The sequence below is a fragment of the Nocardioides daejeonensis genome, from assembly GCF_003194585.1.
Taxonomy (GTDB): Bacteria; Actinomycetota; Actinomycetes; order Propionibacteriales; family Nocardioidaceae; genus Nocardioides; species Nocardioides daejeonensis.
In genome coordinates this window covers 356467-368867 of sequence record NZ_QHKZ01000001.1, presented here as the reverse complement: position 1 = coordinate 368867, position 12401 = coordinate 356467, and the positions used below count along the sequence as shown (strand labels likewise).

The 12401-nt window shown below is 70.9% G+C and carries 12 protein-coding genes and 1 tRNA gene; 9 read left to right on the top strand and 4 right to left on the bottom strand.

What is annotated here, in order from left to right; all coding sequences use genetic code 11:
• Positions 1–2 precede the first annotated feature (2 nt).
• Positions 3–974, bottom strand: coding sequence for an alpha/beta fold hydrolase (locus DNK54_RS01780; protein WP_110205229.1), 972 nt, complete (start codon positions 972–974; stop codon positions 3–5).
• A 230-nt stretch (positions 975–1204) separates the two neighbouring features.
• Here DNK54_RS01780 and DNK54_RS01775 point away from each other — a divergent pair, with 230 nt between their 5' ends.
• The 7 genes from DNK54_RS01775 (at position 1205) to DNK54_RS01745 (ending at position 8672) form a co-directional block, all read left to right on the top strand.
• A complete protein-coding gene (locus tag DNK54_RS01775; protein WP_239459859.1) occupies positions 1205–2365 on the top strand; it encodes a PucR family transcriptional regulator in 1161 nt (386 codons plus the stop codon).
• A gap of 92 nt (positions 2366–2457) precedes the next feature.
• Complete coding sequence (locus tag DNK54_RS01770; protein ID WP_110205227.1) at positions 2458–3639, top strand: acyltransferase domain-containing protein; 1182 nt, start codon at positions 2458–2460, stop codon at positions 3637–3639.
• Positions 3636–4613 (top strand): beta-ketoacyl-ACP synthase III, encoded by a 978-nt coding sequence (locus tag DNK54_RS01765; protein ID WP_110205226.1) that lies wholly within the window; start codon positions 3636–3638, stop codon positions 4611–4613. The genes DNK54_RS01770 and DNK54_RS01765 overlap by 4 nt, the downstream gene beginning before the upstream one ends.
• A gap of 45 nt (positions 4614–4658) precedes the next feature.
• Positions 4659–4904 carry an acyl carrier protein gene (locus DNK54_RS01760; RefSeq protein ID WP_275426240.1) on the top strand — a complete coding sequence of 82 codons (246 nt, stop codon included), beginning with the start codon at positions 4659–4661 and terminating at the stop codon, positions 4902–4904.
• 48 nt (positions 4905–4952) lie between these two features.
• A complete protein-coding gene (locus tag DNK54_RS01755) occupies positions 4953–6203 on the top strand; it encodes a beta-ketoacyl-[acyl-carrier-protein] synthase family protein (RefSeq protein ID WP_110205225.1) in 1251 nt (416 codons plus the stop codon).
• Positions 6203–7645 carry an acyl-CoA carboxylase subunit beta gene (locus DNK54_RS01750; RefSeq protein WP_110205224.1) on the top strand — a complete coding sequence of 481 codons (1443 nt, stop codon included), beginning with the start codon at positions 6203–6205 and terminating at the stop codon, positions 7643–7645. The genes DNK54_RS01755 and DNK54_RS01750 overlap by 1 nt, the downstream gene beginning before the upstream one ends.
• 130 nt (positions 7646–7775) lie before the next feature.
• Positions 7776–8672, top strand: a complete 897-nt coding sequence (locus DNK54_RS01745) for a crotonase/enoyl-CoA hydratase family protein (protein ID WP_110205223.1) — start codon at positions 7776–7778, stop codon at positions 8670–8672.
• Positions 8673–8690: 18 nt separating this feature from the next.
• Here DNK54_RS01745 and DNK54_RS01740 read toward each other — a convergent pair whose 3' ends face one another.
• Together DNK54_RS01740 and DNK54_RS01735 are read right to left on the bottom strand one after the other, a co-directional pair.
• Positions 8691–9218, bottom strand: a complete 528-nt coding sequence (locus tag DNK54_RS01740) for a DUF3145 domain-containing protein (protein WP_110205222.1) — start codon at positions 9216–9218, stop codon at positions 8691–8693.
• Between the two features lie 153 nt (positions 9219–9371).
• Entirely contained in the window at positions 9372–10292 is a 921-nt protein-coding gene (locus DNK54_RS01735) for an alpha/beta fold hydrolase (protein ID WP_110205221.1), read from the bottom strand.
• 90 nt (positions 10293–10382) lie between these two features.
• Here DNK54_RS01735 and DNK54_RS01730 point away from each other — a divergent pair, with 90 nt between their 5' ends.
• Positions 10383–10895, top strand: coding sequence for a hypothetical protein (locus tag DNK54_RS01730; protein ID WP_110205220.1), 513 nt, complete (start codon positions 10383–10385; stop codon positions 10893–10895).
• A 53-nt stretch (positions 10896–10948) separates the two neighbouring features.
• On the top strand, positions 10949–12313 hold the full coding sequence (locus DNK54_RS01725) for a serine/threonine-protein kinase (protein WP_110205219.1): 1365 nt from the start codon (positions 10949–10951) through the stop codon (positions 12311–12313).
• Here the strand turns inward: DNK54_RS01725 and DNK54_RS01720 are convergent.
• Positions 12311–12384 (bottom strand) — tRNA-Ile (locus DNK54_RS01720). The genes DNK54_RS01725 and DNK54_RS01720 overlap by 3 nt on opposite strands.
• Between the last annotated feature and the right edge of the window lie 17 nt (positions 12385–12401).

Here is a 12401-nt window from a genome sequence, read left to right as displayed (position 1 = left end):
GCTCAGGCGCCGGTGCCCGCGCGCAGCGGGATCACCGGCGCCCGGCCGGCCCGGGCCGCCTCGGCGTCGACGACGCCGCCGATGCGCAGCAGCTCACGCCGACGCTCGGGGTCGTGCCGCGCGGGCGGGGTGGACGCCACGAACTCCTGGACGACCTTCGCGAAGCGTTCCGGGTGGTCACGGTGCGGGAAGTGCCCCGAGTTGGGCATGATCTCGATCCGCGCCGACGGCACGAGCGCGGCAGCGATGTTGGCATGCCGGACCGGCAGCACCAGGTCGTCGCGTCCCCAGACCACGCAGATCGGGAGTCCCTCGACCAGGTACGCGCGGTCGGCCATCGTGACGTACTGCCCACCCCAGTCGACCACCGAGCGCGTCACGTTGCGCACCGCGGTGCGCGTCCGCGGGTCGGCGAAGGAGTCGACGATGTCGGCGATCTCGTCGAGGTCGCGCAGGGCCGCCACCGACTTGTTGGCCAGACCGCGCAGCGCAGCCGTGCCCAGGTGCCGGATGCCGGGCAGCGCGGCGAGCGCGAGCAGGGGCTGGATGCCGGGCGTGGTGATCGCGCGGATCAGCGGGGTCACCTCGGGGCCGAGGCCTCCGGCAGCAACGAGGACGAGTCGCTCGGTGCGCTCGGGGAACTGGTAGGCGAACTGCATCGCCACACCACCACCGAGGCTGTGGCCCACGATCGTGGCGGCGTCGATGTCGAGCACGCTGAGCAGGTCGCGCATGCCGTTGGCGTAGGCGGCGATCGAGTAGTCCGCACGCGGCTTGTCGGACTCCCCGTGACCGAGCAGGTCGGGCACGATCACCGTGTGCCGCCGGGCCAGCGTCTCGATCACCGGAGCCCAGGTCGAGTGGTTGCACCCGAGCCCGTGGATCAGCAGCAGCGCCGGGCCGCTGCCCACCTTGACGTAGGCACGACGATAGCCATGCAGGTCGACGTACTGAACCTCGAACTCGCTGCTCATGGCACCCTCCTGGCTCACTGGCGTCCAGCGGTCGAGTCCCCTCGATATCTGACCGCCCGGTCATCTTTCCCCATGGGACCAGACTTTTCGGGGTTTCCTGGCATCTGGTCCCACTCGGGGCCGGGCAGACGGCGTGTCCGGCGTAGGCTCTGGCCGTGCCAGCCAGCTCCCCACGCGACGAGGCCGCGCAGGTCCTTCTACGCTCGATGGGAACCCTCAGCAGCGCCGCTATGACCCAGATGGAGGCGGAGAAGCCGTGGTTCGCCGCACTCTCCGCCGAGGATCGCTCCTGGGTGGGCATGGTGGTCCAGGCCGGCATCAAGGCATTCATCGAGTGGTTCCGCGAGCAGCCCGAGGATGTCGTCGGCGCGGCCGCCGACCCCGGCATCGCCGACGCCGTCTTCGGCGTGGCGCCGAGGGCGTTGGCCGGCGTCGTCACGCTCGAGCAGACCGTCGAGCTGGTCCGGCTCACGATCGACGTCGTCGAGACCCACCTCGACCTGGTGCTCGACCCGGCCGGCGCCGAGCTGGTGCACCTCGGCGTACTCCGCTACGGCCGAGAGCTTGCCTTCGCCACGGCCGAGGTCTACGCACGGGCAGCCGAGCTGCGGGGTGCCTGGGACGCCCGGCTGGAGGCGCTCGTCGTGGACTCGGTGCTCCGCTCCGACCGGGATCCCACCATGCTCGGCCGCGCCGGCGCCCTCGGCTGGGCCGGCACCGGCGACGTCGTGGTGGTGCTGGGCCCTGCCCCTGCGGGCGAGCCCGTCGAGACCTTCCACCGGGTACGCCGCAGCGCACGCGCACACGGTCACGACACCCTGTGTGCCATGCAGGGCGAGCGGATGGTGGTGGTACTGGGCGGGGTCACCGATCCGCTGCGCGACGCCCAGTGCCTGGTGCCGCACTTCGCCGACGGGCCTATCGTCGTAGGCCCACGAGCGGCGGGCCTGGACTCCGCGCACCGCTCCGCACTGGCCGCCGTCGCTGCCGAGCAGGTAGCGGCGACATGGCCGGCCGCGCCCCGCCCGGTCTTCGCCGACGACCTGCTGCCCGAGCGAGTGCTGGCCGGGGAGCCGCTCGCCCGCGAGCAGCTGGTCTCCGGTGTCTACGACGTCCTGCACCAGGCGCGGGGCACACTCCTGGAGACCCTCGACGCCTGGTTCGCCTCGAACCGGTCGGTCGAGGCGACCAGCCGGGCCCTCTTCGTCCACCCCAACACGGTCCGCTACCGCCTGCGCCAGGTGACCGAGCTGACCGGCCTCTCCCCCAGCGATCCCCGCGATGCCCACACCATGGCGATCGCACTCACCCTGGGGCGGCTCCGTCACCACGCGCACGCAACGACATGGGGAACGTCGGTGAACTCCTGGGGACAGGCAACTGACCGGTAACCCGTTTTTGGTGGAACCCGACAAAGTTTCGGGGCTTCTTTTCGTGCGTGGCGGCTGCACGTCGGAGAGTCTGCACAAGGCACAGTGGACACGTGCTCGTCATCGTCGCTCCCGGTCAAGGCGCTCAGTCGCCCGGTTTCCTCACGCCGTGGCTGGAGGACCCCGTCTTCCGTCAGCGCTTCGCGTGGCTCTCCACCGTGGCGGGGATCGACCTGATCACCCACGGCACCGAGTCCGATGCCGAGACGATCCGCGCCACGGAGATCGCCCAGCCCCTGCTGGTAGCCACCGGTCTGGTCGCCGCGCTCGAGCTCTTCCCCCACCCCGCAGATGCGTTCGGCCGCGTCGGCGCGGTCGCCGGTCACAGTGTCGGGGAGCTGACCGCCGCGGCCGGTGCCCGCGCGATCACCGCCGAGCAGGCGATGGTGCTGGTCCGCGAGCGCGGCCTGGCGATGGCGCGTGCAGCAGCCGCCACCCCGACCGGCATGACCGCCGTCCTCGGGGGTGATCGTGAAGAGGTGCTGGCGTCGATCGCCCAGCACGGCCTCACCGCCGCCAACGACAACGGCCCCGGCCAGATCGTCGCGGCAGGCACGATGGAGCAGCTGGCCGGCCTTGCCGCCGAGCCGCCTACCAAGGCCCGACTGAGCCCACTCACCGTGGCCGGCGCCTTCCACACCGAGCACATGGCGCCGGCAGTGGAGCATGTCGCCGAGCTCGCCCGGTCGGTCTCCACCCACGACCCGCGCACCCTGGTGATCTCCAACCGGGACGGTGCCGTCGTCCACGACGGCGTCGACGTGCTGCGCCGCATCGTCGGCCAGATCGCTCAGCCGGTGCGCTGGGACCTCTGCATGGACACGATGCGCGACCTGGGCGTGACCGGCATCTTGGAGATGCCGCCAGCCGGCGTCCTCACCGGCATTGCTCGCCGCGCCCTGAAGGGCGTGGAGACCTTCGCCCTCAAGACTCCCGACCAGCTCGACAACGCCCGCGCGTTCGTGGAGCGCCACGGTGACCCGAGCCCGGTCAACAGCACGCCGACCTGGCGCCTGATCGTCTCACCCATCAAGGGCACCTGGCACCTCGACGCCGCCGTCGCGGGCGCCTCGGTCCTGGAGGCCAACGCCACCCTCGGCGCCGTGGCCAGCCTCCGCGACCGTACGCCGGTGCTCGCCCCGCACGGCGGCACGGTGGTCGAGTGGCTCGTCGAGGACGGCGACCTGGTCTCGCCCGGTCAGCCGCTGGTGCGCCTGCACCCGAGCGCGGCATGAGCACCCGCCAGGCCCGGATCCTCGGCGTCGGCGACTACCGGCCCCGTCGCGTGGTGCCGAACTCCGAGATCGTCGAGGCGATCGACTCGAGCGACGAGTGGATCCAGCAGCGCTCCGGAATCCGCACTCGCGGCTTCGCCGGTGACGACGAGACCGTCGTCTCGATGTCGGTCGCTGCTGCCCAGGACGCGCTCAAAGTGGCCGGTGTCGATGGCACCGAGGTCGACTGCGTCATCGTCGCCACGGTGAGCCATCTGCTGCAGACTCCGGCAGCCGCAACGCTGATCGCAGCCGAGCTCGGCACGAAGGGCGCCGCCTTCGACATCTCGGCCGCCTGCGCGGGCTTCTGCCACGGCGTCGCGCTTGCCTCCGACCTGATCCGCGGCGGCTCCGCGAACCATGTGCTGGTGATCGGCGTGGAGAAGCTGAGCGACATCACCAGCCCGACCGACCGCGGCACGGCCTTCATCTTCGCCGACGGCGCCGGTGCGGCCCTGGTCGGGCCGTCCGACGTCTCCGGCATCTCGCCGGTCGTGTGGGGCTCCGACGGCGAGCAGTCCGACCTGATCCGCCAGGACGTCGACTGGGCGACCGCCGTGAGCTCCGGCGAGACCGCCATGCCTCACCTGGTCATGGAGGGCAGCGCCGTCTTCCGCTGGGCCTCGTTCGCCATGGCCAAGACCGCTCAGGAGGCGCTCGACCGGGCCGGCATCACGGCCGACGAACTCGACGTCTTCGTGCCCCACCAGGCCAACAACAGGATCACCGACACCATGATCCGCGCGATGAAGCTCCCCGAGCGGGTGCGCGTCGCCCGCGACATCGTCGACCAAGGCAACACCTCCGCGGCCTCGGTGCCCCTGGCCCTGGCCCGGATGATCCGGGAAGGCGAGGCACGCAGCGGTGACAAGGCTCTGCTCATCGCCTTCGGCGCCGGCCTGGCCTACGCGGCCCAGGTCGTCACCGTCCCCTGAATCCCCTCAAGTAGCACCACCACCGAAGAAATGAAGGAGGGCCTGATGGCCACCACCGAAGAGATCCGCGCCGACCTCGCCGAGATCGTCAACGAGGTCGCCGGGATCCCCGTCGACGACGTGCAGCTCGAGAAGTCCTTCGTGGACGACCTCGACGTCGACTCGCTGAGCATGGTCGAGGTCGTCGTCGCTGCCGAGGAGAAGTTCGGCGTCTCCATCCCCGACGACCAGGTCAAGAACCTGAAGACCGTCGGCGACGCCGTCTCCTTCATCGAGAACGCCCAGGGCTGACCCCGTCTCCCTGACCTGCGTCCGCCCCATTCCCACTCAAGGAGCACCATGTCTCTCAAGCGCGTAGTCGTGACCGGTCTCGGCACCACGAACCCCCTCGGCGGGGACGTCGCCTCCACCTGGACCGCGATGCTTGCCGGTCAGTCCGGCATCCGCAGGCTCGAGGACGACGTGGTGGCCGACCTTCCGGTGAAGATCGGCGGCCGCGTCGCCGTCGAGCCCACCGAGGTCCTCGACCGGGTGAAGGCCCGCCGGCTCGACCGCTCGGCGCAGTTCGCCATGGTCGCTGCTGAGGAGGCATGGGCGGACGCAGGGCTCGAGGGCGTGGAGCTCGACACCGAGCGACTCGGCGTCGCTGTCGCCTCCGGCATCGGCGGCGTCACCACGCTGCTGGCCAACTACGACGCGCTCAAGGAGAAGGGCCCCCGCCGGGTCAGCCCGCTCTCCGTGCCGATGCTGATGCCCAACGCTCCGGCAGCCAACATCAGCCTGCGCTTCGGCGCCCGTGCCGCCGTACACGCGCCCACCTCCGCCTGCGCCTCGGGCAACGAGGCCATCGCGATGGCCATCGACATGATCCGCCTCGGACGTGCCGACGTCGTCATCGCCGGCGGCACCGAGGCAGCGATCCACCCGCTCCCGATGGCGGCCTTCGCCCAGATGATGGCCCTGTCGAAGACCGGCAGCGAGGAGGGCGGCGACCCGACCGCCACCTCGCGTCCCTGGGACACCGCCCGTGACGGCTTCGTGCTCGGGGAGGGCTCCGGCATCCTGGTGCTGGAGTCCGAGGAGCACGCCCGGGCCCGCGGTGCCCGCATCCACGCCGTCGTGCTCGGCGCCGGCATCAGCAACGACGCCCACGACATCGCGCAGCCCGATCCCGAGGGTCGCGGCGGCACCCGCGCGATCGCCGCGGCGATCCGCAACGGCGAGTTCAGCCCCAACGACGTCGTGCACGTCAACGCGCACGCCACCTCTACCCCGCAGGGCGACGTCGCCGAAGGCCTGATGCTGCATGCCACGCTCGGTGCGCAGGCCGGCAATGTCGTCGTCACCAGCACCAAGTCGATGACCGGACACCTGCTCGGTGGGGCCGGCGCCCTCGAAGCGGTAGCGACCGTGCTGGCCATCCGTGACCGCGTCAGCCCGCCCACCATCAACCTGGACAACCAGGACCCCGCCGTGGAGCTCGACATCCCGACCAAGGCCCGCGACCTGCCGGCCGGCGACATCGCGGCGCTCAACAACTCCTTCGGCTTCGGTGGCGCCAACGTGGCCGTCGCCTTCGGGAGCAACTGATGACCGCGGCCGCACCGGCAGCCACGAAGCCGCCGCGCGAGGAGGACCCGCGCCACCCGCTGCACCGCCTCGGCGCGCTGCTCGACGAGCGCTCACTCCAACCGATCACCGCGCTGGACGACTCCGGCATGCTGGCCGTGACCGGCACCGTCTCCGGCTCCCCCGTCGTCGCCTTCTGCAGCGACCCCACCATCATGGGCGGCGCGATGGGCGAGGTCGGCTGCAAGGCCGTCGTCGCGGCGTACGACGAGGCGATGCGGCAGCAGGTGCCCGTCATCGGCCTGTGGCACTCGGGCGGCGCCCGCCTCGCTGAGGGCGTGCTGTCACTGCACGCGGTCGGCGAGATCTTCCACGCGATGACGCAGGCCTCCGGCAGGATCCCGCAGATCTCCGTGGTGCTCGGCCCTGCGGCCGGCGGCGCGGCGTACGGCCCGGCGCTCACCGACGTGGTGATCCTCGGCCCCGAGGGACGCATCTTCGTGACCGGTCCCGACGTGGTCCGCTCGGTGACCGGTGAGGACGTCGACATGCTGCGCCTCGGCGGCCCCGAGCCGCACGGCCGCCGCAGCGGCGTCGTGCACCTGCTCACCGACTCCGAGGAGGAAGCGCTGGGCCGGGCCCGGGAGGTCGCGACCCTGCTCGGCGCGCAGGGCACCATGGACGTCGCCGCGGTCACGGACACGGACCTCGAGGCGCTGCTGCCGGAGTCCAAGAAGCGCGCCTACGACGTGCACCCCCTGGTCGAGACGATGCTCGACGAGGGCACCACCGTCGAGCTGCACGGTCGCTGGGCGCCCAACATCGTGACCGCACTGGGCCGGATGGGCGGACGCACCGTCGGGGTGATCGCCAACAACCCGCTCCGGCTCGGCGGCTGCCTCGACTCGCTGTCGGCGGAGAAGGCTTCGCGCTTCGTGCGCATGTGCGACGCGTTCGGCGTGCCCCTGATCGTCATCGTGGACGTCCCGGGCTACTTGCCGGGCGTCGGCCAGGAGTGGGACGGCGTCGTACGCCGCGGTGCCAAGCTCCTGCACGCCTTCGGCGAGTCGGTGGTCCCGCGGGTCACCCTGGTCACCCGCAAGACGTACGGCGGCGCCTACATCGCGATGAACTCCCGCTCTCTGGGCGCCACGAAGGTCTACGCCTGGCCGGGTGCCGAGGTAGCCGTCATGGGCGCGGTGGCGGCGGTGCGCATCCTGCACCGGCGCAAGCTCGCCGAGGTCGCTCCCGACATCCGCCCGGCCGTCGAGGCGGAGCTCGCGGCAGAGCACGAGCGGATCGCCGGCGGCGTCGACAAGGCCGTGGAGATCGGTGTCGTCGACGAGGTGCTCGCCCCGAGCGCCACCCGGTCGACGATCGCGCGCGCCTTGGAGGAGGCGTCCGCGGCGGCCGCTGCAGGCGGCTCGGCGGTGCGCGGCGCGCACGGCAACATCCCCCTGTGACCCGCGCAGCGTCCTACCTTGTGGCTGCTCGGGCAGCCAGTGAGCAGGACGTTGCCGCAGACGTCCTGCGTGGTGGTCGCCCCAGCGACCATGTCGCAGGACGTCCGGCGCCGGTCGATAGCCTGCGACCATGACTGCTGAGCGCGCCTATACGACCATCCGCTACGAGGTCGTCGACCGTGTCCTGACCATCACCTTGGACCGGCCCGAGGAGCTGAACTCGTTCACGCTGGCGATGGCCGACGATCTCGAGCACGCCTTCCGTCGCGCGAGCACCGACGACGAGGTTGGTGCCATCGTGGTGACGGGGTCCGGCCGGGCCTTCTGCGCCGGCATGGACCTGACCCGTGAGGGCAACGTCTTCGGCCTCGACGAGGATGCGGCACCCACGCTGGAGGACATGCAGCAGCGGATGACCGAGCCCGGCATCCAGGTCGGCGTGCGCGACACGGGTGGCCGCGTATCGCTGGCGATCTTCGACTGCCTCAAGCCGGTGATCGGCGCGATCAACGGGCCAGCCGTCGGCATCGGCGCCACCATGACGCTGCCGATGGACGTGCGACTCGCCTCCACCAAGGCTCGGATCGGCTTCGTCTTCGGGAAGATCGGCATCACCCCCGAGGCGACCTCCACCTGGTTCCTGCCCCGTCTCGTGGGCATGTCCCGGGCACTGGAGTGGGTCTACTCGGCCGAGATCCTCAGCGCGGAGGCTGCGCACGAGGGCGGCCTGGTGCGCTCGGTGCACGCGCCGGAGGAGCTGCTCGAGGCGGCGTACGCCCTGGCGCACTCGTTCATCGACCACCGTTCCCCGGTTGCGACCGCCCTGGCCCGTCAGATGATGTACCGCAACAGCGCCGCCGACCACCCGCTGGTGGCCCACCAGGTCGACTCGCTGGCGATCTACTACGCCTCGCTGGCCGACGGCAAGGAAGGCGTGCGCTCGTTCCTGGAGAAGCGGGACCCGGAGTTCACCGGACGCACGTCGCAGATGCCGCCGTTCTTCCCCTGGTACCAGCCCACGGAGTGAGGCTCGGACGACCGGTGCTCAGACGACCTGGTGCAACCAGCGCACCGGAGCACCGTCACCGGCGTACCGGAACGTCTCCAGCTCGTCGTCCCACTGCTTGCCGAGCAGCTTGTCGATCTCGATCGGCAGCGTGGTGTCGCCCAACGCTGCCTTGACGACGGCGGCCTTGAGCCGGTCCTCGGGGATCATGATGTCGCCGTGGAGCCCGGTCACGGCGTGGAAGATCCCCAGCTCGGGGGTGTAGGAGTAGCGCGCACCCTCGGCGCCGGCGGTCGGCTCCTCGGTGATCTCGAACCTGAGGTGGTTCCACCCGCGCAGGGCAGACGCGACAGCGGCAGCGGTGCCGACGGAGCCGGTCCAGGAGAACTCGGCGCGATAGGTGCCCGCCTGCGCAGGCTGCGGCGTCCACTCGAGGTTCACGGCAACGCCAAGGACACCACCGAGTGCCCACTCCACGTGGGGGCACAGCGCAGACGGCGCCGAGTGGACGTAGAACATCCCTCGGGTCGCCGAGACTCCGGTGGTGCGGTTGTTGGTCGTGCTCATGGTGGGCTCCTCCATCTCCGGCGTCGAGACACGCCTTCCCCAGCGACCTCGAAGGTGGAGCGGTGGAACCGCTTGATGCACGCGTGTGCAGTTGTGGGTCCATTGTGAACCATCGGTGCGAATCACACCAGTGAAACACTCCAGCGTGTCGAGCTACACAGCCGGCGCGCCCTCGTCGTGCGGCCCGAGCGCGAGCAGAGCGTCGAGCACCTCCTCGGCAACCCCCAGGCCACCCAGGTGCGACTCCCCGTCGATGGTGCGCAGCTCCGCGTCCGCAAGCAGGTCCACCACGTGCCGGCCATGGGCGAACGGCACGATGTGGTCGGCGTCGCCGTGCCACCAGCGCACCGGCACCTCGATGTCGGCGACCCGGAACCCCCAGTCCCGGGTGAAGAGCACCAGGTCGTTGAGCGGGGCCGAGGTCTGGAAGCGCGACCCGTTGAGCAGGTCGTCGAGGAACATCGCCTTGAACTCGGGGCGGGCGAGCAGGGTCTTGTCGCCTACCGGCTGCACCGCGGCGTACAGGTCGAGACCGGCGCCGGCGAGCGGGCGCACCATCCGGATCGCCTGCGTGAGTCCGATTCCCAGCGGCACCCTGACCGCCGAGATCAGCGGCGCGAGCGCGACGGCGAGCTGGATGATCCCGCCTTCGGCGGCCTCCGGTCCGACGGTGGGCGCGACGCCGCCGAGGACGCCGACGCCGTGCACGCGGTGCGGCAGCGCGTGCGCGGCGGCGAGGACGTAGGGACCGCCGCCGGAGAGCCCGATCAGGTGCATGCCGTCGATGCCCAGCGTGTCGGCGAAGATCTCCAGGTCGGCCGTCCAGTCGTGGATGTCGCGGTAGAGGTGAGCCGTGGACGAGCCGATCCCCGGTCGGTCGATGCCGATCAGCCGGATGCCGCGTCGCGAGGCATAGGCGCGGGCCTCGACGGGGATCTGCCGCCTGGCCCCGGGAGTGCCGTGCATCCAGATGACGGCGGGACCATGGGTGGTGCCGTGCTCGGCGAAACTGAGCCGACGGCCGTCGCGGACGGCGACGGTTCCCTCGACCACGGGACGATCCAGACTGATCATGGCGGCATCATGCCTGAGTCGAGCGACACCGGAGGGTCGTCCCACAGATTCACCCCCGGGCGATCGCCTCTTTCTCATAGGGTGTCGCCCATGACCACACCTCCCGTCGTCACCGGCGACCTCGACGTCGGCCGACGGCGTTGGCTGCGCTGGCTCTGGATCCCGGTGCTCGCCGTGGTCGTGGCCTCCGCCTGGTGGTGGGCGTTCCACCCCTCCGACCTGTCCAGCTCCGGCCGGACCATCGAAGCACGCGTGAAGGCCGGGCAGACGGTCTACCTCGGCGTGCCTGCCGGAGACGACAAGGCCCGCACCGTGACGATCCACTCGATCAAGATCTCCGCGCCCGGCGCGGAGGTCAGCACCTGGGTCTGCCACGACGGGGCCATCGCCCAGACGACCAGGCCGGAGCCCTTCTGCAAGAAGTGGACCGGTGCCAAGAACGCGAGGCTGGCGATCGGCGGCGGCGACCAGCTGGTGATCGGCGTGACCTCGGACACGCCCGGAGTGGTCGAGGTCGGTCGTGCGCATCTGGACTTCAGCGACGGACTGCAGCGTGGTTCGAGCGACTTTGGGCCGACGTTCCGGGTCGAGTTCCTCGGCTGATCTCCCTCGCCGCCCGGGGTTCACGTAATCTCGTCGCGGTGCTTGGAGGTGGCATGCAACAACAGGTCGCGGGGCGATACACGCTGCTCCGGGAGGTCGGTCGCGGCGGCATGGGCGCGGTCTGGCTGGCCCGGGACGAGGTGCTCGGCCGGGAGGTCGCCCTCAAGCGGCTCGCCCACCGTGAGGGCCTGGGTGCGACCGAGGAGCGAGTCCAGCGGGAGGCGCGCGTCTCCGCGATGCTCAACCACGCGGGCGTGGTTGCGGTCTTCGACCTCGCTGACGACGGCGACGACCTGTGGCTGGTGATGGAGTACGTCGACTCGGTCGACCTCTCGACGTTGGTGCGGCGGGAGGGGCCCCTCTCCCCCGACCAGACAGCCCCGCTGATGGCTCAAGCGGCTGCCGCCCTCGCGGCCGCGCACGCTGCGGGGATCGTGCATCGCGACGTGAAGCCCGGCAACATGCTGGTCACGCGTGAGCGGCAGGTGAAGCTCGGCGACTTCGGCATCGCGCGCACCGGCGCCGACGCCAGCCTGACCGCGACGGGTCTGGTCACCGGCTCCCCCGGCTATCTCGCTCCCGAGGTGGCCGCCGGGGGCGGCGCCACCGCCGCCAGCGACGTCTGGTCGCTCGGCGCCTCGATCTTCCACACCCTGACCGGGCACCCGCCGTACGACACGAGTGGGAACCTGATGGGCGCGCTCTACCGCCTGGTGCACGAGGAGCCGCCCCGGACCGACCGTGCTGGCTGGCTCGACCCGGTGCTGCGCGGCACGATGGAGCGGGACCCGCAACAGCGCTGGTCGGCCCGCGACGTGCAGGTGTTCCTCGCCGGAGGTCCGGGCGCGGCAGCGGCGGTCCCGACCCGCCCGGCACCGCCGCCCCGCCCGCAGATCGCGGCGGCACAAGAAGCGCCGGCAGCTGAGCAGACGCAGGTGTTCGCCCCACGCCGGCGTACGCCGCTGCTGGCAGCCGTTGCGGTGCTACTGCTCGCGGTGCTGGGGGTCGGCGGTTGGCTGGTGCTCCGGGACGAGTCGTCGGATCCTCCAGCAACGACCGCAGAGCCGACCGACCAGGCATCTTCGACCGAGACCACCGAACCTGCTCCGACCCCGACCAGGGCGGAGATGGAGGCGTTCATCACGGACTACCTCGCGCTGGTCGTCGACGACCCGGATGCGGCTTTCGAGCACCTGACCCCCGCTTTCCAGCAGACCAGCGGCGGGCTCGAGAGCTACCACGGCTGGTGGGACACGGTGCGAGCAGCGCAACTGCAGCAGGTCAACGCGGATCCGGACCGGCTCACGGTGACCTATCGCGTGCACTACAAGATGAAGAAGGGCCCCGATCGTGTCGACGACGTCACCGTCGACCTGGCCTACGAGGACGGCACCTATCTCATCAACGGAGAGCAGTAGGCCGGGCGGGGCTCGAACCCGCGCGTGGGAGATTATGAGTCTCCTGCTCTAACCAGCTGAGCTACCGGCCCTGGAACAGGTCAGCACC

Excerpts from the sequence above, each read along its gene's own strand:
- DNK54_RS01780 (WP_110205229.1), bottom strand. The coding sequence starts at position 974 with ATGAGCAGCGAGTTCGAGGTTCAGTACGTCGACCTGCATGGCTATCGT.
- DNK54_RS01775 (WP_239459859.1), top strand. The coding sequence starts at position 1,205 with ATGACCCAGATGGAGGCGGAGAAGCCGTGGTTCGCCGCACTCTCCGCC.
- DNK54_RS01765 (WP_110205226.1), top strand. The coding sequence starts at position 3,636 with ATGAGCACCCGCCAGGCCCGGATCCTCGGCGTCGGCGACTACCGGCCC.
- DNK54_RS01760 (WP_275426240.1), top strand. The coding sequence starts at position 4,659 with ATGGCCACCACCGAAGAGATCCGCGCCGACCTCGCCGAGATCGTCAAC.
- DNK54_RS01755 (WP_110205225.1), top strand. The coding sequence starts at position 4,953 with ATGTCTCTCAAGCGCGTAGTCGTGACCGGTCTCGGCACCACGAACCCC.
- DNK54_RS01750 (WP_110205224.1), top strand. The coding sequence starts at position 6,203 with ATGACCGCGGCCGCACCGGCAGCCACGAAGCCGCCGCGCGAGGAGGAC.
- DNK54_RS01745 (WP_110205223.1), top strand. The coding sequence starts at position 7,776 with ATGACTGCTGAGCGCGCCTATACGACCATCCGCTACGAGGTCGTCGAC.
- DNK54_RS01740 (WP_110205222.1), bottom strand. The coding sequence starts at position 9,218 with ATGAGCACGACCAACAACCGCACCACCGGAGTCTCGGCGACCCGAGGG.
- DNK54_RS01735 (WP_110205221.1), bottom strand. The coding sequence starts at position 10,292 with ATGATCAGTCTGGATCGTCCCGTGGTCGAGGGAACCGTCGCCGTCCGC.
- DNK54_RS01730 (WP_110205220.1), top strand. The coding sequence starts at position 10,383 with ATGACCACACCTCCCGTCGTCACCGGCGACCTCGACGTCGGCCGACGG.
- DNK54_RS01725 (WP_110205219.1), top strand. The coding sequence starts at position 10,949 with ATGCAACAACAGGTCGCGGGGCGATACACGCTGCTCCGGGAGGTCGGT.